Annotated in this window: 20 protein-coding genes; 3 read left to right on the top strand and 17 right to left on the bottom strand. The window is 75.3% G+C overall.

The genetic code is table 11. The features are described 5' to 3' along the window. From DLJ47_RS24985 to argC, 4 genes are all read right to left on the bottom strand, one after another. Positions 1–1,284 (bottom strand): acetylornithine transaminase (locus tag DLJ47_RS24985; RefSeq protein ID WP_233258012.1); only part of this gene is annotated, 1,284 nt, incomplete at its 3' end. Continuing rightward, the gene (argB, locus tag DLJ47_RS24980) at positions 1,281–2,231 is read right to left on the bottom strand and encodes an acetylglutamate kinase (RefSeq protein WP_109903338.1); all 951 of its coding nucleotides are present in this window, start codon (positions 2,229–2,231) and stop codon (positions 1,281–1,283) included. The genes DLJ47_RS24985 and argB, both read right to left, overlap by 4 nt. Continuing rightward, positions 2,228–3,400 carry a bifunctional glutamate N-acetyltransferase/amino-acid acetyltransferase ArgJ gene (gene argJ, locus DLJ47_RS24975; protein ID WP_109903336.1) on the bottom strand — a complete coding sequence of 391 codons (1,173 nt, stop codon included), beginning with the start codon at positions 3,398–3,400 and terminating at the stop codon, positions 2,228–2,230. Before argJ ends, argB begins: the two co-directional genes overlap by 4 nt. Then, complete coding sequence (gene argC / locus DLJ47_RS24970) at positions 3,397–4,398, bottom strand: N-acetyl-gamma-glutamyl-phosphate reductase (protein WP_109903334.1); 1,002 nt, start codon at positions 4,396–4,398, stop codon at positions 3,397–3,399. The genes argJ and argC overlap by 4 nt, the downstream gene beginning before the upstream one ends. A gap of 268 nt (positions 4,399–4,666) precedes the next feature. On the opposite strand from argC, the gene DLJ47_RS24965 reads away from it, so the two are divergent. Beyond that, positions 4,667–6,475, top strand: a complete 1,809-nt coding sequence (locus tag DLJ47_RS24965; protein WP_109903332.1) for a DivIVA domain-containing protein — start codon at positions 4,667–4,669, stop codon at positions 6,473–6,475. 27 nt (positions 6,476–6,502) lie between these two features. Here the strand turns inward: DLJ47_RS24965 and DLJ47_RS24960 are convergent, their stop codons facing one another. From DLJ47_RS24960 to DLJ47_RS24950, 3 genes are read right to left on the bottom strand one after another with little or no spacing between them, the layout of a single operon-like run. Beyond that, positions 6,503–7,528, bottom strand: coding sequence for an NAD-dependent epimerase/dehydratase family protein (locus tag DLJ47_RS24960; protein ID WP_109903330.1), 1,026 nt, complete (start codon positions 7,526–7,528; stop codon positions 6,503–6,505). A gap of 8 nt (positions 7,529–7,536) precedes the next feature. Further along, a complete protein-coding gene (locus DLJ47_RS24955; RefSeq protein WP_233258011.1) occupies positions 7,537–8,328 on the bottom strand; it encodes a glycosyltransferase family 2 protein in 792 nt (263 codons plus the stop codon). Continuing rightward, on the bottom strand, positions 8,325–9,530 hold the full coding sequence (locus DLJ47_RS24950; protein WP_109903328.1) for a nucleotide sugar dehydrogenase: 1,206 nt from the start codon (positions 9,528–9,530) through the stop codon (positions 8,325–8,327). Before DLJ47_RS24950 ends, DLJ47_RS24955 begins: the two co-directional genes overlap by 4 nt. A gap of 232 nt (positions 9,531–9,762) precedes the next feature. Here DLJ47_RS24950 and DLJ47_RS24945 point away from each other — a divergent pair, with 232 nt between their 5' ends. After that, complete coding sequence (locus tag DLJ47_RS24945; RefSeq protein ID WP_158289893.1) at positions 9,763–11,649, top strand: AfsR/SARP family transcriptional regulator; 1,887 nt, start codon at positions 9,763–9,765, stop codon at positions 11,647–11,649. 124 nt (positions 11,650–11,773) lie between these two features. Here DLJ47_RS24945 and DLJ47_RS24940 read toward each other — a convergent pair whose 3' ends face one another. Genes DLJ47_RS24940 through DLJ47_RS24930 form a run of 3 tightly spaced genes read right to left on the bottom strand, consistent with a single transcriptional unit; the run spans position 11,774 to position 14,768 of the window. Further along, positions 11,774–13,618, bottom strand: coding sequence for an ABC transporter ATP-binding protein (locus DLJ47_RS24940; RefSeq protein ID WP_109903324.1), 1,845 nt, complete (start codon positions 13,616–13,618; stop codon positions 11,774–11,776). After that, on the bottom strand, positions 13,615–14,154 hold the full coding sequence (locus DLJ47_RS24935) for a TlpA family protein disulfide reductase (RefSeq protein ID WP_109903322.1): 540 nt from the start codon (positions 14,152–14,154) through the stop codon (positions 13,615–13,617). Before DLJ47_RS24935 ends, DLJ47_RS24940 begins: the two co-directional genes overlap by 4 nt. Positions 14,155–14,195: 41 nt before the next feature. Then, positions 14,196–14,768, bottom strand: a complete 573-nt coding sequence (locus DLJ47_RS24930; protein ID WP_109903320.1) for a MauE/DoxX family redox-associated membrane protein — start codon at positions 14,766–14,768, stop codon at positions 14,196–14,198. A 158-nt stretch (positions 14,769–14,926) separates the two neighbouring features. Between DLJ47_RS24930 and DLJ47_RS24925 the strand changes: the two genes are divergently transcribed. Then, positions 14,927–15,142, top strand: coding sequence for a hypothetical protein (locus DLJ47_RS24925; protein ID WP_088994768.1), 216 nt, complete (start codon positions 14,927–14,929; stop codon positions 15,140–15,142). Between the two features lie 34 nt (positions 15,143–15,176). On the opposite strand, the gene DLJ47_RS24920 is transcribed toward DLJ47_RS24925, so the two are convergent. The 7 genes from DLJ47_RS24920 to infC form a co-directional block, all read right to left on the bottom strand. Next, the gene (locus DLJ47_RS24920; protein ID WP_233258010.1) at positions 15,177–15,659 is read right to left on the bottom strand and encodes a S26 family signal peptidase; all 483 of its coding nucleotides are present in this window, start codon (positions 15,657–15,659) and stop codon (positions 15,177–15,179) included. A 4-nt stretch (positions 15,660–15,663) separates the two neighbouring features. Beyond that, the gene (pheT, locus tag DLJ47_RS24915) at positions 15,664–18,210 is read right to left on the bottom strand and encodes a phenylalanine--tRNA ligase subunit beta (protein ID WP_109903318.1); all 2,547 of its coding nucleotides are present in this window, start codon (positions 18,208–18,210) and stop codon (positions 15,664–15,666) included. A gap of 40 nt (positions 18,211–18,250) precedes the next feature. Then, positions 18,251–19,336, bottom strand: coding sequence for a phenylalanine--tRNA ligase subunit alpha (gene pheS, locus DLJ47_RS24910; RefSeq protein WP_109903316.1), 1,086 nt, complete (start codon positions 19,334–19,336; stop codon positions 18,251–18,253). Between the two features lie 214 nt (positions 19,337–19,550). Then, positions 19,551–20,369 carry a TrmH family RNA methyltransferase gene (locus tag DLJ47_RS24905; protein ID WP_233258009.1) on the bottom strand — a complete coding sequence of 273 codons (819 nt, stop codon included), beginning with the start codon at positions 20,367–20,369 and terminating at the stop codon, positions 19,551–19,553. A 54-nt stretch (positions 20,370–20,423) separates the two neighbouring features. Next, positions 20,424–20,816, bottom strand: coding sequence for a 50S ribosomal protein L20 (gene rplT, locus DLJ47_RS24900; RefSeq protein WP_088994772.1), 393 nt, complete (start codon positions 20,814–20,816; stop codon positions 20,424–20,426). 31 nt (positions 20,817–20,847) lie between these two features. Then, the gene (gene rpmI, locus DLJ47_RS24895; RefSeq protein ID WP_088994773.1) at positions 20,848–21,042 is read right to left on the bottom strand and encodes a 50S ribosomal protein L35; all 195 of its coding nucleotides are present in this window, start codon (positions 21,040–21,042) and stop codon (positions 20,848–20,850) included. Between the two features lie 20 nt (positions 21,043–21,062). After that, entirely contained in the window at positions 21,063–21,674 is a 612-nt protein-coding gene (gene infC / locus DLJ47_RS24890; RefSeq protein WP_109903314.1) for a translation initiation factor IF-3, read from the bottom strand. Positions 21,675–21,982: the final 308 nt, after the last annotated feature.

The raw sequence follows: 21,982 nt of genomic DNA, 5'->3' as shown, positions 1-21,982 counted from the left end.
GGCGGGAGCGCCGGCGGCGGGAGCGGCCTGGGCGGTCGCTGCCGAGGCGATCGCGGTCGGGGCGGTCGCACCGGCGGGAGCGGTCGGGGCGGTCGGGGTGGTCGCACCGGCGGCGGCGGGCGTCGTGGCGTCCAGGGCGGCGGGCAGCGCGGCCAGGAACGCGTCGACCTGGGCGGCGGTGAGGATCAGCGGCGGGGCGAGCCGGACCACGCCGGGTTGCACCGGGTTGACCAGGAAGCCGGTCTCCCGCAGCGCCTCGGCCAGCACCGCCGCGACCGGGGCGGTGAGCACCACACCGAGCAGCAGGCCGGCGCCGCGCACCTCGCCCACCAGCGGGTGGCCGAGCGCCTCGATGCCCCGGCGCAGCCGCTCGCCGACCCGCTTGACGTGGTCGAGCAGCCCATCGCCGGCGATCGTGCTCACCACCGCGAGCGCGGCCGCGCAGCTGACCGGGTTGCCGCCGAAGGTGGTGCCGTGCGAGCCGGGGCGGAGCAGCTCGGCGGCCCGCCCGAAGGCCAGGCAGGCGCCCAGCGGCAGCCCGCCGCCGAGCCCCTTGGCCAGGGTGACCACGTCGGGGTCGACGCCCTCGGCCTGGTGGGCGAACCAGTGCCCGGTGCGCCCGATCCCGGTCTGCACCTCGTCGAGGACCAGCAGCGCGCCGTGCCGGGCGGTGATCCGCCGGGCGGCGGCCAGGTAGCCGGCCGGCGGGACGACCACGCCGTTCTCGCCCTGGATCGGCTCCAGGATCACCATCGCGGTGGCGTCGGTGACCGCCGCCTCCAGCGCGGCGACGTCGCCGTAGTCGACGTGGGTGACCTCGCCGGGCAGCGGCCGGAACGGGTCGGCCTTGGCCGGCTGGCCGGTGAGCGCCAGCGCGCCCATGGTGCGGCCGTGGAAACCGCCCCGGGTGGCGACCACGTGGCTGCGGCCGGTCAGCCGGGAGAGCTTGAACGCCGTCTCGTTGGCCTCCGCGCCGGAGTTGGCGAAGAAGACCCGACCGGGGCGGCCGGCGAGCGCCAGCAGCAGCTCCGCGAGGGCCACCGGCGGCTCGGCGACGTAGAGGTTGGAGACGTGTCCGAGCGTCGCGACCTGCCTGGACACGGCGGCCACCACGGCCGGGTGGGCGTGGCCGAGGGCGTTCACCGCGATCCCGCCGACCAGGTCGACGTACTCCCGGCCGGCCTCGTCGACCACGACCGCGCCGGAGCCGGCGACCAGGGCCAGCGGCGGCGTGCCGTAGTTGTCCATCATGGCCTGCGACCAGCGCTCGACGAGGGTGCTCATGCCGGCACGGAACCTTCCTTGTTGGCGACCGCGGGGCCTGGCCGCTCCGCTCCCGCACCCGGCGCGCTCACGACCATGGTGCCGAACCCCTCGGAGGTGAAGACCTCGAGCAGGGTGGAGTGGGCGACCCGGCCGTCGACCACGTGCGCGGCGGGCACACCGTGGCGCACCGCGCGCAGGCAGGCTTCCATCTTGGGGACCATCCCCGACTCCAGGCGCGGCAGCAGCTTCGCCAGGTCGTCGGTGCTGATCTCGGAGACCAGGCTGTCGGTGTCCGGCCAGTCGGCGTAGAGGCCGGGCACGTCGGTGAGGACGACCAGCTTGCGCGCGGCCAGGGCGACCGCGAGCGCGGCGGCGGCGGTGTCGGCGTTGAGGTTGTGCAGCACCCCGTCGACGTCCGGGGCGACGGTCGAGATCACCGGGATCCGGCCGGCCGCGATCAGGTCGGTGACCGCCGAGACGTCGACCGACTCCACGTCGCCGACCTGCCCGACGTCGACCGGCTGGCCGTCGACGTACGCGGGCCGGCGCACCGCGGTGAACAGCCCGGCGTCCTCGCCGGAGAGGCCGACCGCGAACGGGCCGTGCGCGTTGATCAGCCCGACCAGTTCCCGGCCGACCTGGCCGACCAGCACCATCCGGACGACGTCCATCGCCTCCGGGGTGGTGACCCGCAGGCCGCCGCGGAACTCGCTGTCGATGCCGAGGCGGCCGAGCATGGCGGAGATCTGCGGCCCGCCGCCGTGCACCACCACCGGCTTCAGGCCGGCGTAGCGGAGGAAGACCATGTCCGCGGCGAAGGCGCGTTGCAGCTCGGGGTCGACCATGGCGTTGCCGCCGTACTTGACCACGACGGTGGAGCCGGAGAAGCGGGCCAGCCAGGGCAGCGCCTCGATCAGCGTGGCGGCCTTGGCCTGGGCGCGGGTGAGGTCGGTGGTCAGGCTCATGTCGAGTAGGCCGAGTTCTCGTGCACGTACGCGTGGGAGAGGTCGTTGGTCCAGATGGTGGCCGCGGCGTCGCCGGCGTGCAGGTCGATCCGGATGGTGACGTCCCGCCCGCTGAGGTCGACCTTCGACCGGTCCTCGGCGGCGGCGCCGGAGCGGCAGACCCAGACCTCGTTGACCGCGACGTCGATCCCGTCGGGCTCGAAGGCGGCGCCGGTGGTGCCGACGGCGGCGAGGATCCGGCCCCAGTTCGGGTCGTTGCCGAACAGCGCGGTCTTGACCAGGTTGTTGCGGGCCACCGCCCGGCCGACCTCGACCGCGTCGTCCTCGCTGGCCGCGCCGACCACCTCGACCGCGATCTGCTTGGTGGCGCCCTCGGCGTCGGCGACGAGTTGCTGGGCCAGGTCGTGGGCGACCGTTGTGACCGCCGCGGTCAGCTCGGCCACGCCGGGCGTGCTGCCGCTGGCGCCGCTGGCCAGCAGCAGCACTGTGTCGTTGGTGGACATGCAGCCGTCGGAGTCGACCCGGTCGAAGGTGACCCGGCACGCCTCGCGCAGCGCGGCGTCGAGCATCTCCGGCCCGGCCACCGCGTCGGTGGTCAGCACGCAGAGCATGGTGGCCAGCCCCGGGGCCAGCATGCCGGCGCCCTTGGCCATCCCGCCGACGGTCCAGCCGCTGCCCCGGGCCACCGCGGTCTTCGGCCGGGTGTCGGTGGTCATGATGGCCTCGGCCGCGGCGGCGCCGCCGTCGCGGGACAGCCCGCGCACCGCCTTGTTGACGCCGGAGAGCAGCGCGGCCATGGGCAGCCGCTCGCCGATCAGGCCGGTGGAGCAGACCGCCACCTCGCCGGCGCCCAGCATCAGCCGGGCGTTGGCGGCGCTGAGCGCGCCGGCGGTGTGTTCGGCGGTGGCGTGGGTGTCCTGGAAGCCGGCGGGGCCGGTGCAGGCGTTGGCGCCGCCGGAGTTGAGCACCACGGCGCGGACCACGCCGCCGCGGACCACCTGCTCGGTCCAGAGCACCGGTGCCGCCTTGACCCGGTTGGCGGTGAACACCCCGGCCACACCGGCGTCCGGGCCGTCGTTGACCACCAGCGCCACGTCACTGGCGCCGCTGGCCTTCAGTCCGGCCGCGACACCGGCGGCCCGGAACCCACGGGGAACGGTGACGGTCATGGCGCTACCCCCCAGACGGTGAGGCCGGTGGTCTCGGGCAGGCCGAGCATGAGGTTGGCGCACTGCACGGCCTGGCCGGCGGCGCCCTTTCCGAGGTTGTCCAGTGCGCTGACCACGATCGTCCGGCGGGAGTCGACGTCGACGGTGGCCTGCAGGTGGCAGGAGTTGGAGCCGAGGGTCGCGGCGGTGTGCGGCCAGCGCCCCTCGGGCAGCACGTGCACGAACGGCGCGTCCGCGTACGCCTCGGCGAGCACCGCCTGCGGATCGACGCCGCGGGCCGGCACGGCGGTGACGGTGGCCAGGATGCCGCGCGGCATCGGCGCGAGGACCGGGGTGAAGGAGAGGCTGGTGGCGCCGGTGGCCTGCTTGATCTCCGGCACGTGCTGGTGGGTACCGACCCGGTAGGGCGACAGGTCGCCCATCACCTCGCTGCCGAGCAGGTGCGGCTTGGCCGCCTTCCCGGCGCCCGAGGTGCCGGAGGCGGCCACCACGACCACGTCGGCCGGCTCGGCGGCGCCGGCGGCGATCAGCGGGGCCAGCGCGAGCGTGATGGCCGCCGCGTAGCAGCCGGTGTTGGCGACCCGGGTGGAGCCGGCGATCGCGGCCCGCTGCCCGGGCAGCTCCGGCAGGCCGTAGGTCCACCGGCCGGCGTGGGTGCCGCCGTAGTACTGCGCCCAGTCGTACGGGTCGGCCAGCCGGTGGTCGGCGCCGAGGTCGACCACCCGCACCTCGTCCGGCAGCTGGCTGGCCAGGGCCGCCGACTCGCCGTGCGGCAGGGCCAGGAAGACCAGGTCCGCGTCGGCCAGCGTCGCCGGGTCGGTCTCGGCGAGCACCAGGTCGAGCCCGGCGAGCTGCGGGTGGACGGCGTCGACCCGGTGCCCGGCCTGGCTGTGCGCGGTGGCCGCGACCAGCTCGAACTCCGGGTGCCCGGCCACCAGGCGGAGCAGCTCGCCGCCGGCGTAGCCGCTGGCCCCGGCGACCGCGACTCGGATACCCATACTCACCTCCGCATGACTATGCATCAACGCTAGCAATGATGATCGGTCACTGCAAGTTCATGCAGCCCAATGCATGAGAATGGGACGTGACGCCGGTCACACTCCGTCGCCCCGACCTCACTCGGTCGACACCCACGCAACCGGCGCGAAGAGGTGGGTGGGGTGGGACCGCGGGCCGTACCGGGCGGCGGTAGCGTTGCGCCACATTCGTCGCCGGTGGGCGGTCAGCCGTCGGCGGAACCGCTCGGGATCGTACGGAGGATGGCGCATGTCCCACGGCGAAGAGCCGCACCCGGCGCGCGACGAGCCGGCCGGGCGGCCGGGGTTCGAGACCACCCTGCGCGGCTACGACAAGCGGCAGGTCGACCGCTACGTCGAGCAGGTCGACGGCCGGCTCGCGACGCTGACCGCCGAGCGGGAACAGGCCACCGCCGAGATCCGGGCGCTCGATGGGCAGCTGCAGCGGCTCCGCGCCGAGCTGACCGAGTTGCGCCAGCGCCCGGCACAGCCGGAGCGGGCCTCCTTCAGCGACCTGGGGCCGATGGTCGAGCAGATCCTCGGGCTGGCCGAGAAGCAGGCCGAGGCGATCACCGGCGCCGCCGAGCAACGCGCCGGGGAGCTGCGGGCAGAGGCCGAGTCGGTGCTGGCGGCGGCCCGGGAGCGGGTCGCCGAGGCGCTGCGGGCCCTGGAGGAGGAGACCGCCGCCCGCCGCGCCGAGCAGGAGCAGGCGTACGCGGAGCGGCAGGCGGCGGCCGAGGCGGAGCTGGCCGAGACCCGTGCGGCCGCCGAGCAGGCCCGGGCCGAGGGCGAGGCCGCCCACCAGCACGCGATGCAGGAGGCGCAGCGGCTCAACGAGCAGAGCGCGCAGCAGGTCGAGCAGGCCCGCAACGCCGCCGAGGCGCTGACCAAGGCCGCCCGTACCCAGATCCAGCAGGAGGTCCAGGCGGCCCGCGCCCGCGGTCAGCAGGAGCTGACCCAGTGGCGGGCCGGCGTGGAGCGGGAGCTCACCGAGCGCCGCGCCGCGGTCGAGCAGGAGCTGGCCGACCAGCGCGCGGCCGTCGAGGAGGAGCTGACGTCGCTGATCGCCGAGTCCCAGCAGTACGCCACCGAGCTGCGCGAGCACGCCGACGAGCAGGACGCCGCGCACGCCGAACAGCTCGCCGCCGTCCAGCAGGAGATCACCGAGCGGCGGGAGGCGCTGGCTCAGCTCCGCGCCGAGCTGGAGACCGCCCAGCAGCAGCTCGTCCGGGCCCGCCAGGACTGCGCGGGCGCGGAGCGGGAGCTGGTGCAGCTGCAGCGGCGGCTCAGCGAGGTGCAGCGGGAACTGACCGACGAGGCGGCCCGGCTGGACGCGGCCCGGCAGGCCGCCGAGGCCGCCGAGCAGCACGCCCGGGAGGTCCGCGCCCGGGTGCGCCGCGAGGCGAAGCGGGTGGCCGACCTGGCCGCGGCGGCGGTGATGGCGGCGGCCGCGGGCGGCACCGAGACCGCGGAGTTCCCGGTGGTGGCGCCCCGCCGCGGCGACGCAGCCGCACGGCCGGCCGCGCTGGACTCGACCGCACCGGAGCCGGCCGCCCCGGACCCGATCGCGGCGGAGCCGACCGGATCGGAGCATGACGGGGCGGCGGTCACCGCGGCGGTGCCGGAGGCCGAGCGGCCCACTGCGGCGACCAGCGCGGTGGACGACGCGCCGGCCCACCCGGCCACCGTGGCGGCTGGACGGACGGATGCCGGCGACGCCGAGCCGACCGTGGGGCAGGCGGACGCCACGCCGGACGCCGAGCCGGCCGGGGCCGGCGCCACGCCGGACGCCGGGCGGACGGGCACCGCGGTGGCCGGCGAGGCCGCCCCGGACGCCGGGTGGGGACTCGCCGCGGCGGCGGGGCGGACCGGCGCCGGACGGTGGGGGGCCGGCGACGACCGGCAGCCCGCCGACCACGGCGGTCGGGCCGACGGCGACGGGGGGTCGCCCGTGGAGTGGTTCCCCCGGCCCGCGCCCCCGGTGGCCGAGGGCCACGACCGGCGCCCGGACGACGGTGCCGACCAGCGGCGCGACGGCGAGCCGGTGGTCACCGCCTGAGCGCCGGCCGGCGGGGTGGCGCCTCGGTCAGAGGCGCCCCTCCTCGACCGCGCGGGTCACCCAGGGGATGACCTCGTCCAGCATCTCGTCCAGCGAGGTGGTGGCGGTGAAGCCGAGCACCTCCCGGGACTTCGTCACGTCCGGCACCCGCTTCTGCACGTCGTACCGGTAGGGCTCGTCGGAGACGTACCGGAACGGCACGTCCGGGCCCTTGATCTTGTGCCAGATCAGCTCGGCCAGTTCGAGGACGCTGGTCGACTCCGGGGTGGAGAGGTTGAAGTCCTCGTTGCGGGCCGCCGGGTGCTCGATCGCGGTGGCGATGCCGCGGGCCAGGTCACCGCCGTAGGTGTAGTGCCGCACCTGGTTGCCCTCGCCGAGGATGTGCAGCGGGTCCTGCCCCTTGACGATCTTCTGCACCAGGTCGGGCACCACGTGCGACATGGCCAGCTTGACGTTGCCGGAGAGCACCTCGGCCTGGCCGAGCGCCCGCCCCTCGCCCACGCCGACGCAGTTGAACGGCCGGACGATGGTGTAGGGCAGCTGGTACTGCTCCCAGGCGGCCCGCGCGTAGTACTCCACGGCCAGCTTCTGGAAGCCGTACGACGACAGCGGTGGCGGGATGCGCCGCTCGTCCCCCTCGCGGCTGGGCCAGTGCTCGGTGGACTCGAACACCATCGAGGAGGACAGGTAGGTCACCTTGGCCAGCCGGCCCTCCCGGTGTGCCCGGATCGCCGCGTCGCAGGTGGCCGCCATGATCCGCTCGTTGGTGGCGAGCAGGTCGTAGGCGTACGCGTGGAAGTAGGAGATGCCGCCGATCATCGCCGCGCCGGCCACCAGGTGGTCGCAGTCGTCGAGCAGCTCGGTGAGCAGGTCGACGTCGCGGGCGTCGCCCTCGACGAAGCGGAACCGTGGGTGGTCGTCGTAGCTGTGGGTGACCGGTCCGTACTTGGAGAAGTTGTCGATCCCGACCACCTCGTGGCCGCGCCCGAGCAGTTCCTCCACCAGGTAGCCGCCGATGAAACCGGCCGAACCCGTCACCAGGACCTTCGCCACGTGCGCTCCTATCCAGTCTTCTCGTACTCGGTGCTGCCCCGGGGGTCCGGCTGGCGCGGCACGGCGACGGCGCCCGTCCGCGCGGCCAGCTTCTCCCGGCTCAGCCGTCGACCGTAGGCGAAGAAGTACCACCGCAGGTAGCCGGGGAGGAAGCGGCCCAGGTCGAAGTGGGACTCCCCGAGCGGACGGTCCAGCCAGATCGTCGGGATCTCGGCCACCGGCAGCCGCAACCGGTTGGCCTTGGCGGTCAGCTCCAGGCCGATCTCGAAGCCGGTGCGGGACTCGATCCCCACCTCCCGGACGAAGGCCGCGTCGTACGCCTTGAAGCTGTTGGTGGCGTCGCGGGTGCCGACCCGGGCGAACGTGTAGAGGGTGCGGCCGGCCCAGCGCGACAGCATCCGCTTCAGCCGGGGGCCGCCGACCTGCTGCCCGCCGGGCATGTATCGGGACGCCGCCGCGACCACCACCCCCCGGTCGACCAGCCGGGCCAGCTCGTCGATCTGGCGCGGGTCGTCGCAGCCGTCGGCCATGGTCACCACCACCACCGGGGCCCGGGCGGCGTCGATGCCGAACCGGATCGCGTTCGCCGGCCCGCGGCCGTACGTGTTGAGCACGGTGCGCACCCGCGGATCGGTGCGGGCCACCTCCGCGGCGTACGGGACGGTGGTGTCGTCGGGCATGTCGTGCACGATGAGCACCTCGGCGGGGAGCAGCACCTCCCGCAGCATCCGCTCCAGGCAGCGCAGGATCGCCGCGCCCTCGTTGTAGACCGGGACGATCACCGAGACGCGCGGCTTCACACCCGCACCCCCTGCCCGGTCAGCCCCCACATGTCGATCACCGGTTTGTCGGTCTCCAGCCGGGCGTACTGCTCGTGCGGCGCGGCGATGACCAGCAGGTCGGCGCGGCGCAGCACCTCGTCGAGGTCGACCAGCCGCTCGTCGGCCACGTACGGGTCGGTGCAGAGCGTCTCGCGGGTCTTCAGCGCCAGGATCTTGCGCAGCTTGTACGCCAGGCTCTCCCGCGGGTCGTCGCTGCCGCCCTTGAACGCCATCCCGAGGATGCCCACGGTCAGCTCGGACAGGTCGAACCGGTCCTCCAGCCGGGACACCAGGTAGAGCGGCAACCCCTCGTTGATCAGCATCGCCGAGTGGCCGAGCACGAAGTTGTTCCGGTTGAACGCGGCCAGCTGCATGGTGTCCTTGAACAGGCACGGCCCGGCGGCGAAGCCCGGCATCGGCAGGTCCGCCGCGCGCGGATACTCGAACGCCACCGCGTGCCGGATCCGGGCGAAGTCCAGCCCGAAGTCGTTGGCCATCATCCAGAACTGGTTGGCAGTGGCGAACTTGATGTACCGCCAGGTGTTGGTGAACAGCTTCGCCAGCTCGGCCTCCTCCGGCTCGAGCGGCACGATCTGCTCGGTCAGGTGCCGGAACAGCTTCTCCGCCCGGGCCAGCGCCGCCGGCGTACGCGCCGCGACGATCTGCGGCAGCGCGAAGAGTTCGGTCATCGCCCGGCCCTCGGCGATCCGCTCCGGGCAGAACGCCACGTCCACCCGGATGCCCTTGCCCGCCAGCAGCTTCTCGGTCAGCGCGGTGACGCCCGGGTAGACGGTGCTGCGCAGCACCACGAGCTGCCCGTCGCGCAGGTGCTCGGAGCAGCGCTCCAACGCCCGCGGCACGGCGGAGAGGTCCGGGTTGAGGTGCTCGTCGACCGGGGTGCCGACGACCACGACGAGGTGCTCGGAGACGCCGACGCTGGCCGGGTCGGTGGTCGCCCGCAGCCGGCCGGCGGCCACCGCCTCGGCCAGCGGCTCGGCCGCCCCCGGCTCGGCGAAGGGCAGCCTCGCCGCGTTCACCGTGGCGACCGCGTCGGCGTTGATGTCGTACAGCACCACCGAGAGCCCGCGCGCGGCGAACGCGATGCCCAGCGGCAGGCCGACCCGGCCACAGCCGCCCACGATGCAGACATCGACCGTACTGACCGGCAGATCCTGGGACATGTTCTCGGCTCCCGTGGGGGTGGCGGGGGTGTGGTTCCGGCGTCAGCCGGAATCCAAGCAGGTTATCCGCTGTGATGTGACTCGTGGGTAACCGAACATGCCGTCGCCGCTGACCTTTCGGCCGATGCGCGCGCCCGCGACGGGAGCCGCCAGCCATACATCGACTGGCATAATTACCTCGGCGGTGGTGTGGGGCCGACGACGGCCCGCGGGGGCACACAGCGGAGGTCGCATGGGGCTGTCGTTCCAGATCCTCGGCCCGGTCCGGGTCCTCCGCGACGGCCGCCCGCTGCGGTTGCCGGCCGGCCGGCCGACCGCGCTGCTGGTCACCCTGCTGCTGCACGCCGGCGTGGCGGTCCCGGTGGAGCGGCTGCGCCAGGAGCTGTGGGGCGGGCAGGCGCCCGCCTCCGCGGTGGCGAACCTGCGCAGCCACGCCAGCCAGCTGCGGCACCTGCTCACCGGTCCGGGCGAACCGGTGCGGCTGTACGCCGAGGGCGGCGGCTACCGGCTCCGGGTGGCGCCGGGTGAGCTGGACGCCACCGAGTTCGAGCGGCTGGTCACCGAGGGCCAGGCGGCCCGCGCCCGCGGCGAGCCGGCCGTCGCGGCCAACCTGCTGGAGCGGGCGCTGGCGCTCTGGTCGGAGACCGAGCCGCCACCGGCGTACGGGGCGGTGACGGCGGCCGCGTTCGACCGGCTGCGCGAGCGCCGGGCCGGCGCCCGGGAGGCGTACGCCGCGTGCCGGCTGGAGCTGGGCGACCCCGGCAGCCCCGCGCTGCTGGCCCTGCTCCGCGCTCACCTGACCGAGTACCCGTTGCGGGAGCCGGCCTGGGCGCTGCTGATGACCGCCCAGTGCCGGGCCGGCGACCAGGCCGCGGCGGTGCAGACGTACCGGAGCGCGTGTCGGGCGCTCGCCGGGGAGCTGGGCGTCTCCCCCGGCCCCGAGCTGGCCGAGCTGTACCGCTCGGTGCGCCGGCACGACCCGCGGCGGCTGCCGGCCGGCAACCGCGCCCGCCCGCGCGCCCGCGGCCGGCCCACCGGGCCCGGCCCCGCGCCGGTGCCGCACGAGCTGCCCTGCGCCACCGCGCCCTTCGTCGGGCGGCGCGCCGAACTGGCCCGCCTCGGCGCCGCGCTGGCCGGCGCCGGCGAGCGTCCGGTCACGGTGTCGGTCTACGGCATGGCCGGCACCGGCAAGTCGGCCCTCGCACTCCGGGCCGCGGCCGCGGCGCTGGACGCCTTCCCCGACGGCCAGCTCCACCTCGACCTGGGCGGCTCAGTCGCGGACGCCCCGCTGCCGCCGATCCAGGTGGCCAACCGGGTGCTCCGGTCGCTCTGCCCGACCTGCCGGCCGGAGCCGCCCAGCCTCGCCGAGGCCCGGGCCCGGATCCGGTCCCTGCTGTTCAACCGGCGGGTGCTGCTGGTGCTCGACAACGCCGCCGACGCCGCCCAGGTCGACGGCCTGCTGCCGGTACGCGGCGGCTGCGCGCTGCTGGTGACCAGCCGCACCCCGGTGCTCGACGGGGCCGACCGGCCGCTGCGGCTGGATCCGCTTCCCCCGGCGGACGGGCTCGCCCTGCTCCGGGCGGCGGCCGGCAACCGCCGGGTGGACGAGGAGCCGGAGGCCGCCGGCGCGGTGGTGGCGCTCTGCGAGGGGCTGCCGCTGGCGCTGCGTACCGTCGCCCGCCGGCTCGCCGAGGGGCCGCACTGGTCGCTGGGCCGGCTGGCCCGGTTGCTGCGCGACGAGCGCTACCGGCTCGCGGAGACCGGGCTGCGACCCCGGTTGACCGCCAGCTACCGCCGGCTCGGGTCGGCCGCTCCGCTGTTCCGGCGGCTGGGCCGGGCCCGGCCGGGGCCGGTCACCGCCGAACTGGCCGCCGCGCTGACCGGCCAGCCGCCCGAGGACGCCGCGCGGGCCCTGGACCGGCTGGTGGCCGCGCAGCTCGCCGAGCCGGCCGGGCCGGGGCGGTTCCGCATCGGCGACCTGGTCCGGCTCTACGCCGCCGAACTCGCCGCCGCCGAGCAGCCCGAACCCCGTCCTGGCACCGAGCGGCCCGGCCCGGACGACGGGCGGGCCGGACCGACCGTGCCAGGCCAGCGCCGCGCCATCGGCCCGGGCAGCTGACGTTCGCGGGGACGCGCGGCCCGACGACGGCCGGCCCAGGCGGCTGGCGTCGCGGAGACGCGCGCCCCGACGACGGGCGGGCCGCGGGCGGTGTCCCGCGCGGGGCGCCCGGCGGGCGACCCGCTCAGGCCGGGGTGGCGCTCTGCTCGCGGTAGCCCCGTGCCTGCAGGGTGAACAACCGGGCGTAGCCCCCGCCGGCGGCGAGCAGCTCGTCGTGGCCGCCGTGCTCGGCGATCCGGCCGTCGGCCAGCACCACGATGTTGTCGGCGTCGCGCACCGCGTTCAGCCGGTGCGAGATGAGCAGGCTGGTCCGGCCGGCGCGCAGCCGGCGCAGCCGGGCGTGCAGGTCGTGCTCGGCCTCCGCGTCCAGGCCGGAGCTGGGCTCGTCGAGCACGAGCAGATCGCGGTCGGCCCGCAGGAAGCCCCGGGCCAGCGCGATCCGCTGCCACTGGCCGCCGGAGAGGACCACGCCGGCCCGCGGGTCGTCCCGGTCCGGTCCGTCGAAGAAGATCCGGGTGAGCAGGGTGTCGTAGCCGCGGGGCAGGGCGGTGAGGGCGTCGTCGATGCCGGCGTGCCGGGCGGCGGCGCGCAGCCGGGCCGGGTCGTGCCGGGCGGCCAGGTCGCCGACCGCGATGTTCTCCCCGGCACTGAGGTCGTACGGCATGAAGTCCTGGAACACCGCGCCCAGCCGCTCCCGCAGCGCCGCCGGGTCGAACTCGCGCAGGTCCACCCCGTCCCAGCTGATCGTGCCGCGCTGCGGGTCGTAGAACCGGCAGAGCAGCTTCACCAGGGTGCTCTTGCCGGCGCCGTTGAGCCCGACCAGCGCGGTGGTCGACCCGGCGGGCAGGAACAGGTCCACCCCGCGCAGCACCCACGGGTGCTCCGGCGAGTACCGGAACCACACGTCGCGCAGCTCGATCCCGCGCCGCAGCGGCGGCACCGGGCGGGGTGTGGCCGGCACCGGCAGGTCCGGTTCGGCGCTGGTCACCTCGTCGTAGTGGTCGAACAGCAGCAGCGCCTGGTGGATCGCGCCGAGCTGCCCGACCAGGCTGCCCAGCGCACCCTGCACCCCCGGCACGGCGGCCAGGTAGACCGCGACGTCGCCGGGGGTCAGTCCGCCGGCGGCGGCGCGGGTGACCACGTAGACCACGCCGGCCCCGGCCACCCCGGCGCCGAGCAGGCCGAGCAGCGCCTGCGCGCGGACCTCCCGGCGGTCCAGCCGCTGCTCCACCCGGTGCATGCCGCGCAGCTCGTCGAGCATCCGGTCGCCGAAGAACCGGCCGAGGCCGAACAGCCGCACCTCCTTGGCCGCGGGCAGCCCCACCAGCAACTGGGCGAAGAACAGGTCGCGTCGCTGGAAGTGTTCCAGGTGCAGGATCATCGCCGCGCGGGCCCGGTTGAGCCGCAGCTGCATCCAGAGCGTGGGCAGCGCCGCCACCAGCACCAGCAGCCCCACCACCGGGCTGAGCACCAGCAGCACGCCGAGGAAGCCGACGGCCACGATCACGCTCTGCACCCCGGCCAGCGCGTTGCCGGTCAGTTGGACGGGGCCGAGGTGCCCGGTCTGCTGGGCGGCCTGCAACCGGTCCTGGAACGCCGGGTCCTCCAACCGGGCCAGCCCGCCGAGGCGCTGCACGGCCGCGTACAGGTGGGCCCGGACCAGTCGGCTCACCGCCCGGGTCCGCTCGGCCTCCACGTACCGGCGCAGGTGCGGCAGGAGCACGCTGGTGGCGGCCACCACCGCCAGCCCGACCCCGAGCACGGCCAGCGGCACGGCCGGCCCCCGGCCGGTGGTCAGCCGGTCCAGCACCAGCTTGGTCAGCGCCGCGACGAGCACCGGCGCCAGGCCGCCGACCACCGCGAGCAGCAGGTCCGCGAACGTGCCCCCGGGCGCCGCCCGCCAGGTCAGACCGACCGCCCGCCGGGCGTGCCGGGCGGCGCGCCGGGGCGACAGCCGGGGCCCGGTCACCGCGCCACCGGCAGGTCCAACCGGGCGATGCCGAACGAGTTGGCGGCCACCACGCCGTGCTCGTCGAGCAGACCGAACGCCGGGAAGCCCTTGACCCCGAAGGCGAGCGGCAGCGGGCCGGTGCCCGGCTCGACGAAGACGGTGGCCACGTCGGCGAAGCGGGCCGCGTACGGCTCGGTCTCCGGGCCCTTGCCGACCACCACCACCCAGACGTGCTCCGCCCCGCCCGGCATCTCCCGGGCCCGGTCCAGCAGGTCCGGGATCTGCGCCTCGCACAGGTCGCAGGCCGGCGAGAGGAACGCCACCAGGGTCATCGGCGGCAGGTCGGCGCGGGTGTGGGTACGCCCGCGCAGGTCGGTGGCGACGAACTCGCCGGGCACCGAGCCGGGCTCCAGCATGGACTCCGGCAGGGTGGACTGCTTGTCGCCGAGCAGCTCGGTGTGCTCGCGCAGCCGGCGGATCACGCCTAGCGTCAGCACCAGGTTCAACAGGCCGAGGACGATGGCGACGATGACGGCGGCGGACAGATACCACATGGCGCACTCCTAGGTCGACGGACGGCGGGACTCGGGACGGCTCATCCCCGGCGGCGACCGGCGACCGGCGCGGCCGGCGACCGGCGGGACGGGGTGGGGGCGAACAACGCGGCGAGGTCGTCGAAGCGGATCACCAGGGCGGCGAGCGGCACCGCCGCGGCCAGGCCGAGCAGCAGGCCGGCCGGGCGCAGCGGCTCCGGCGGGGCCAGCGCGAGCACCGCCCAACCGAACCCGGCGACCGCCAGCAGCACCACGTTGCGCAGCACGTGCCGGGCGCCGAGCGGGGCGCCGCCGGCGCCGAAGCAACGGCACGCGGGACGGCGGCCCCGGCGGACGGCCGCGACGATCGCCGCGCTGAGCAGGCCGAGCAGGCCGATCGCCACGGCGTAACCGGCGGGCACCGTCGCCGGCACCGCGAGCAGCCCGACGACCGCCGCCTCCGCCGCCACGGCGAGGTACGCGACCGCCGCGACCCACGCCCGGGGCAGCAGGCCGAACTGGTCGACGGAGCGGGTGAACTCGGCGAACGCCGCCCGGCCGCGCACCTTGCCGACGACCGCCGCCAGGAACACCAGCGCCAGCGTCAGCCGGCCGGCGACCTCGACGTACCGCATCGGCGCCTCCCTGCGCTCGGATCGGGCAGGGCACACGGTAGGGGCCGGTGATACAGCCACGGATACATCAGCGGCCGGCGTCGGCCGGCACGATGTATCCCGCTGTAACCGCCCGTCGTACGGTCCGTCGCATCCGACGCGGCGAGGGAGGTGATCAGATGTTTCGTCGGCTGGAAAACCTGGGCGAGCGCATGCTCGGCCTGTTCGTGCCGAAGGTGACCGCGGCTGCGGGCTGCCCGCCGGACCCGTGGTGCGCGCTGTGCGGGATGTGCCACTTCAAGCGGTGCAGCTACACCCCGTCGTGCGGCACGACCTGCGGCTCGTGCGGCTACTACTGCTCCGCGGGCGCCACCACGATGACCTCGCTGTGCTGATCGGGGTCGGGCGCGCCGCGCGGCCGGACTCCGGTCACGCGGCGCGCCGCTGCCGCGGCAGCCGGGGCCGCACCACCACGCCGAGCAGGTCGGCCGCCGGGATGTAACCGCACTCGCGCGAGTCGTAGCTGTGCGGCGGGTTGTCGCCGAGCACCACCAGGCGCCCGGGCGGCACCACCGGGTCGGCGCCCCCGCGCAGCAGCGGCACCCGGTCGACCGGGACCGGGTCGCCGGGCACCGCGTACGCCCGCTTGATGAGCAGGCCCGGGCCGGCGTCGCCGGGCCGGCCGGGATGCCCGGCGGTCATCGCCGCCGGGGCGGCCACCACTACCACGTCGCCGGGGCGGACCCGCTCCACCGGCACCCGCCGGGCCAGCACCCGGTCGCCGGCCCGCAACGTGGGCTCCATGCTGCGCCCCACCACCGACACCAGCAGCAGGTGCCGGCGCGCCCACCACAGCCCGACGGTGGCCGACGCGAGCGCGCCGGCCACCGCGAGCCAGCCGAGCAGCGGCACCGGCTCAGGCGCCGCGCAGGACGGCGCCGAACCGCTCCGCGGCGCGGGCCACCGCCGCGTCCCGGGCGGCCACCGCCTCCTCCACGGTCAGCGTCCGGTCCGGAGCCCGGAAGGTCAGCTTGTACGCCAGCGACTTGCGGCCCGCGCCGAGCTGCTCGGAGGCGTACACGTCGAACAACCGCACCCCCTCCAGCAGCTCGCCGGCGCCCTCGACCAGGGCCCGCTGCACCTGCGCGGCGGGCACCGACTCGTCGACCACCAGCGCCACGTCGATCAGCGCCGGCGGGAAGCCGGAAACCGTCGGCGCGGGCGCCACCGGGGCCGGCGGCAACGCGTCGAGGTCCAGCTCCATGGCGCTGGTCCGCCGGGGCAGCTCCAGCGCCGCCACCACCGCCGGGTGCAGCTCACCGGCGTGCCCGACCACCTCGCCGTCGACCAGTAGCTCGGCGCAGCGGCCCGGGTGCCACGGGGCGTACTCGGCGGCCCGCACCTCGATCCGGTGCTCCGGGATGTCGGCGGCGGCGAGCACGTCCCGGCCGGCCTGGACCGCGTCCGCCCAGCCGGCCGCCCGCCCGGCGCCCCACCAGCCGGCCGGCTCGACGTCACCGGTGAGCACCACCGCGACGTGCCGGGGCTGGTGCGGCAGCACCGCGTCGGCGGCGGCGAACTCGGCCTCGGTGGGCCGGTGCTCCACCCCCATCGCGGGCGGGCGGCCGGCGCCCGGACGCGGCTGGAAGACCGCGCCGATCTCGTAGAGCGCCAGGTCGCGCTGGCCCCGGCCGAGGTTGCGCTTGACGATGCCGAGCAGCGGCCCGAGCAGCGTGGTGCGCAGCAGCGGCTCCTCCTCCGACAGCGGGTTGGCCAGCCGCACCGCCCGCCGCCTCGGATCGTCGGCCGGCAGGCCGAGCAGGTCGGGCAGCTCGGGGGCGACGAACGGGTGCGCGAGCACCTCGACGTACCCCCGCTCGGCCAGCGACCGGGAGACCGCCCGGCGGCGGCGCTGCTGCCAGGTCAGGCCGCGGCCGGCGGGCGCCAGCGGCAGCACCGACGGCACCCGGTCGTACCCGTCGAGCCGGACCACCTCCTCGACCAGGTCGGCCGGGTGCAGCAGGTCCGGCCGCCAGCTCGGCGGGGTGACGGTCAGCGCCGCCGGACCGCCGGCCGGTACGCCGACCTCGCCCGGGTCCTCGGCCAGCCGGTCGGTGCCCTGCAGCACCGTGCAGCCGACCTGCTCCAGCAGGGCGACCACCCGCGCCGGCGGGTACGTCACGCCGACCCGCCGGCTGGGCAGGTCGACCGGCAGCACCACCGGGACGGGCGGCCGGACGTGGTCGATGTCCAGGATCTCCGCGCCGGCGGTCCCGCCGCCGAGCTCGGTGAGCAGCCGGACCGCCCGCTCCAGGGCGACCAGCGGCAGCGCCGGGTCGACGCCCCGCTCCCAGCGCTTCGCGGCCTCGCTGAACAGCTTGTGCCGGCGCGCGGTGCGGCCGACCATCACCGGATCCCAGTGGGCGGCCTCGAAGAGCACGTTGGTGGTGCTGGCCACCACCTCGCTGGTCTCGCCGCCCATCACCGCGGCGAGCGAGACGGGACCGGTGTCGTCGCAGATGACCATGTCCTCGGCGGCGAGGACGCGGTTGACGCCGTCCAACGTGGTCAGCTTCTCGCCCGGCTCGGCGCGGCGCACCACCAGCGGACCGGTGATCCGGTCGGCGTCGAAGGCGTGCATCGGCTGGCCCAGTTCGAGCATCACGTAGTTGGTGATGTCGACGGCCAGCGAGATGGCGCGCACGCCGGCCTGGGTGAGCCGGCGCTGCAGCCACTCCGGACTCTGCGCGGTCGGGTCGACGCCGCGCACCATCCGGGCGGCGAACCGGTCGCAGCCGACCGTGTCGCGTACCTGGACCGGGTACGCCGGCGCCTCGGTGCCGCCGGGCGCGGGCGCCAGACCCGGGTCGCGGAACGGCACGCCGAGCGCGTGCGACAGCTCCCGGGCCAGGCCGCGCACGCTCAGCGCGTACCCCCGGTCCGGGGTGATCTCCACCTCGACCACGACGTCGTCGAGCCCCACCACGGGCCGCGCGTCGTCACCCGGCTTGGCCGGGCTGTCCGGCGGCAGCACCAGGATGCCGGAGTGGTCGTCGCCGAGCCCCAGCTCCCGGGCCGAGCAGATCATGCCGTTGGAGTTGCGGCCGTAGGTCTTGCGGGCGCCGATGGCGAAGCCGCCGGGCAGCACGCCGCCCGGGAGGATCACCACGACCCGGTCGCCGGGGGCGAAGTTGGTCGCCCCGCAGACGATCTCCTGTGGCTCGCCGGTGCCGTTGGCGTCCCCGACGTCGACCCGGCAGAACCGGATCGGCTTCTTGAAGCCGGTCAGCTCCTCGATCTCGCGGACCTCACCGACCACCAGCGGGCCGGTGACGGTCTCCCGCAGGTCCACCACGGACTCGACCTCGATGCCGAGGTCGACCAGGGCCTGCTCCAGGTCGCCGGTGGGCAGGTCGGCGGGGAGGTCGACGTACTCCCGCAGCCAACTGACAGAAACTCGCATGACTCAGACCACCGTCTCCGTAACTCGTACCCGCATCGCCCTACGCCTCGACCCCGTACGCGCGGGTGAACCGCACGTCGCCCTCGGCCAGGTCCCGCATGTCGCTGACCCCGTGCCGGAACATCACCGTCCGGTCGATGCCCATGCCGAACGCGAATCCGGAGTAGACCTCCGGGTCGATGCCGCAGGCGCGCAGCACCCGCGGGTTGACCATGCCGCAGCCGCCCCACTCGACCCACTGCGGCCCGTCCCGGTGCTCCGGGAACCAGACATCGAACTCGGCCGACGGCTCGGTGAACGGGAAGTAGTGCGGCCGCCAGCGGGTCTTCGCGCCCTCGCCGAACATGGCCCGGGCGAAGTGGTCCAGCGTGCCGCGCAGGTGCGCCATCGTGATGCCCTTGTCCACCACCAGCCCCTCCACCTGGTGGAAGACCGGCGCGTGGGTGGCGTCCAGTTCGTCGGTGCGGTAGACCCGGCCGGGCACCACCACGTAGATCGGCGGCTGCCGGGTCAGCATGGTGCGCGCCTGCACCGGCGAGGTGTGCGTACGCAGCACCAGGCCGGAGCCCGCCGCTTCACCGGAGGCGGCGGGTGCGATGTGGAAGGTGTCCATCAGGCCGCGGGCCGGGTGGTCGGCGGGGATGTTCAGCGCGTCGAAGTTGGTCCACTCCAGCTCGACCTCGGGGCCCTCGGCCAACTCGTAGCCCATCCCGATGAACAGGTCGCTGATCTGCTCCATCAGCGTGCTGATCGGGTGCCGGGCGCCGCGGGGACGCCGGTCGTAGGGCAGCGTGACGTCGACGCGCTCCTCCACCAGCACCCGCTGCGCCTGCTCCCGTTCCAGGATCTCCTGGCGGGCGGCGTACGCGGTCTCGATGGCGCGGCGGGCCTCGTTGACCCGCTTGCCGGCGTCGGCCTTCGCGGCTGGCGGCAACGCGCCGATCTCCCGGCGGGCCAGGGACACCGGGGCCCGGTCACCGAGGTGCGCCGGGCGCAGCGCGGTGAGCGCGTCCGGGTCACCGGCCGCGCCGAACGCCTTCTCGGCGGCGGCCACGGCCTCGGCCAGGGCGGCCGGGTCGAGCAGGGCGACCTGCTTCGGGTCGTACGGATCGTTGCGGTAGCTCATGGCGTACGGGCACTCCCTCACGGCGGCGCCAGCCCTCACGGGCCGGCGAAGCGAGTCTACGGACGCGCGGCTGTGCCGCAGCCCGCCGGTGGGAGTTGCGCGGAAAGCAGGTCAGGCCCGCCGCCCGCCGACACCGGCGGGCTGGCTAAACGAACGCCGTGGCGCGTTCATGGGCGGACGCTCTCCCCTGCGGTCTGTGCCTCGGGCGGCCGGATCACGGCCGCCGCTGTGCTCTCGCTGAAGCGTACAGGCAGACGGCCGCGGCCGCAGCCAGGTTCAGGCTCTCCGCGCGCCCGTGCAGCGGCACCCGCACCCGGGCGTCGGCGGCGCCGGTGAGCGCCTCGGGCAGCCCGTGCGCCTCGGAGCCGAAGAGCCAGGCGGTGGGCGCGGCGAGCCGGCCGGCGTCGGCGAGGTCGTCCAGGTCGTCCTCGCCGTAGCCGGTGGTGGCGAGGACGGTGAGCCCGGCGGCGCGCAGCGCCGCGACCACGTCCAGCGGGTCGGCCGCGCGGACCACGTCGACGTGGAACAGGCTGCCGGCGGAGGCCCGCACGCACTTGCCGTTGTACGGGTCGACGGCGTCGCCGGCGAAGACCACCGCGCCCGCCCCGGCGGCGTCGGCGGTGCGCAGCACGGTGCCGGCGTTGCCCGGGTCGCGGATCTCGGCGAGCACGGCGACCAGCCGGGGTGCGGCGGCCAGCGCCTGGTCCAGCGGCACGTCGAGGTGCCGGCAGACCGCCACCAGGCCCTGCGGGGCGACGGTCTCGGCGAGCGCGGTGAGCGCGTCCTCGGTCACCGGGGAGACCGGCACGCCGCCGCCGGAGGCACGGGCGGCCAGGTCGGCGTACCGCTCCAACGCGGCCGGGGTGCCGAACAGCTCGGTGACCACGCCCGGCCGGGCCAGCGCCTCGCGGACCGCCTGCGGCCCCTCGGCCAGGAACCGGCCGGTGGCCTCGCGGTCCCGGCGGCGCTGCAACCGGCGGGCGGCCACCACCCGGGGCGTACGCGGGGTGAAGAGCATGATGTCCTCAGGCATGGACGAGGCGCCCCCGTCTCGTCGACAGGGGCGCCTCGCTCAGCTGCCGGTGGATCAGGCGGCCTGGGCCGCCGCGCCGCCGGTGCCCTCGGCCGCGACCGCGGCCCGGGCGACCTCGACGATCCCCGCGAAGGCGGCGGCGTCGTTGACGGCCAGGTCGGCGAGGATCTTGCGGTCGACCTCGACGCCGGCCAGCTTCAGGCCCTGGATCAGGCGGTTGTAGGTCATCCCGTTGGCCCGGGCGCCCGCGTTGATCCGCTGGATCCACAGCTGCCGGAAGTCGCCCTTGCGGTCGCGACGGTCCCGGTAGGCGTACTGCATCGAGTGCAGCACCTGCTCCTTGGCCTTGCGGTACAGGCGGGAGCGCTGACCGCGGTAGCCGCTCGCGGTCTCCAGCAGGGTACGGCGCTTCTTCTGGGCGTTCACAGCCCGCTTGACGCGTGCCATCTCAACTCCTTCTTACGTCAGGTGGCGCGCGTCAGCGGCCGAGCAGCTTCTTGATGCGCTTCACGTCGGCCTTGGCCAGCTCGACGGTGCCGGTCAGCCGGCGGGTCCGGGTGGAGGGCTTCTTCTCCAGGTTGTGCCGGAGGCCGGCCTGCTGGGCAACGACCTTGCCCTTGCCGGTCAGCCGGACCCGCTTGCCCATCCCCGTGTGGCTCTTCATCTTCGGCATGTGGAACGTCTTCTCCCCTGTTACTCGCCGGTGGTCCCGGCGGGCCCGGCCTCGGCCGGCGGCGCCGCCTCGGGGGCGCCGGATTCCCGCTCGCCCCGCGGAAGCGCGCCACCGCGGGCCGCCGTCGCGGCGGCCTTGGTGGCGCGGTGCGGTGCGAGCACCATGATCATGTTTCGACCGTCCTGCTTCGGCGCGGCCTCGACGTACCCCAGCTCCGAGATCTCCGACTCGAGCCGACGCAGGAGCCGGTAGCCCAGCTCCGGGCGACTCTGCTCGCGACCGCGGAACATGATCGTCACCTTGACCTTGTCGCCGGCCTTGAGGAACCGCACCACGTGACCCTTCTTGGTCTCGTAGTCGTGCGGGTCGATCTTCGGCCGGAGCTTCATCTCCTTGATGACGGTCTGCTGCTGGTTACGCCGCGCTTCGCGCGCCTTCAGTGCGCTCTCGTACTTGAACTTGCCGAAGTCCATGAGCTTGCACACCGGCGGGCGCGCCATCGGCGCAACCTCGACCAGGTCCAGGTCGACGTCCGCGGCCAGCTGAAGGGCGCGCTCCAGCGGGACGATGCCCACCTGCTCACCCTCAGGGCCGACCAGTCGGACCTCACGTGCCCGGATCTGCTCGTTCACGCGTGGTTCGACGCTGATGGGGCCTCCTCGAGTCGAGAATCTGCTGCTGCCGACCCCGCGGCTCCCGGGTGGGAACCGACCCGGAAAGCAGAAGGCCCCGGCGCATGCCAGGGCCCGCTCGACCGGTCGGCACGATCACATGATCGCGCATCCGGCACCGGGACGTGCCCGGAACCGGTGACCGGACCCGGCCACCGTCGCGGCGACTCGGGTGGGAGCAGGCGCTCCACTTTCATGGCCACCCGCGCATACGCGGACAGCCTGGTCGACTCGACAACACTACACCCTGCGCCGACCGAACCCCAAAC

Source organism: Micromonospora sp. S4605, from assembly GCF_003176715.1.
Lineage (GTDB): Bacteria > Actinomycetota > Actinomycetes > Mycobacteriales > Micromonosporaceae > Micromonospora > Micromonospora echinaurantiaca.
This window is presented reverse-complemented; position numbering and strand designations above follow the sequence as displayed.

Excerpts from the sequence above, each read along its gene's own strand:
- argB (WP_109903338.1), bottom strand. The coding sequence starts at position 2,231 with ATGAGCCTGACCACCGACCTCACCCGCGCCCAGGCCAAGGCCGCCACG.
- argJ (WP_109903336.1), bottom strand. The coding sequence starts at position 3,400 with ATGACCGTCACCGTTCCCCGTGGGTTCCGGGCCGCCGGTGTCGCGGCC.
- argC (WP_109903334.1), bottom strand. The coding sequence starts at position 4,398 with ATGGGTATCCGAGTCGCGGTCGCCGGGGCCAGCGGCTACGCCGGCGGC.
- DLJ47_RS24965 (WP_109903332.1), top strand. The coding sequence starts at position 4,667 with ATGTCCCACGGCGAAGAGCCGCACCCGGCGCGCGACGAGCCGGCCGGG.
- DLJ47_RS24950 (WP_109903328.1), bottom strand. The coding sequence starts at position 9,530 with ATGTCCCAGGATCTGCCGGTCAGTACGGTCGATGTCTGCATCGTGGGC.
- DLJ47_RS24945 (WP_158289893.1), top strand. The coding sequence starts at position 9,763 with ATGGGGCTGTCGTTCCAGATCCTCGGCCCGGTCCGGGTCCTCCGCGAC.
- DLJ47_RS24935 (WP_109903322.1), bottom strand. The coding sequence starts at position 14,154 with ATGTGGTATCTGTCCGCCGCCGTCATCGTCGCCATCGTCCTCGGCCTG.
- DLJ47_RS24930 (WP_109903320.1), bottom strand. The coding sequence starts at position 14,768 with ATGCGGTACGTCGAGGTCGCCGGCCGGCTGACGCTGGCGCTGGTGTTC.
- DLJ47_RS24925 (WP_088994768.1), top strand. The coding sequence starts at position 14,927 with ATGTTTCGTCGGCTGGAAAACCTGGGCGAGCGCATGCTCGGCCTGTTC.
- pheT (WP_109903318.1), bottom strand. The coding sequence starts at position 18,210 with ATGCGAGTTTCTGTCAGTTGGCTGCGGGAGTACGTCGACCTCCCCGCC.
- pheS (WP_109903316.1), bottom strand. The coding sequence starts at position 19,336 with ATGAGCTACCGCAACGATCCGTACGACCCGAAGCAGGTCGCCCTGCTC.
- DLJ47_RS24905 (WP_233258009.1), bottom strand. The coding sequence starts at position 20,369 with ATGCCTGAGGACATCATGCTCTTCACCCCGCGTACGCCCCGGGTGGTG.
- rplT (WP_088994772.1), bottom strand. The coding sequence starts at position 20,816 with ATGGCACGCGTCAAGCGGGCTGTGAACGCCCAGAAGAAGCGCCGTACC.
- rpmI (WP_088994773.1), bottom strand. The coding sequence starts at position 21,042 with ATGCCGAAGATGAAGAGCCACACGGGGATGGGCAAGCGGGTCCGGCTG.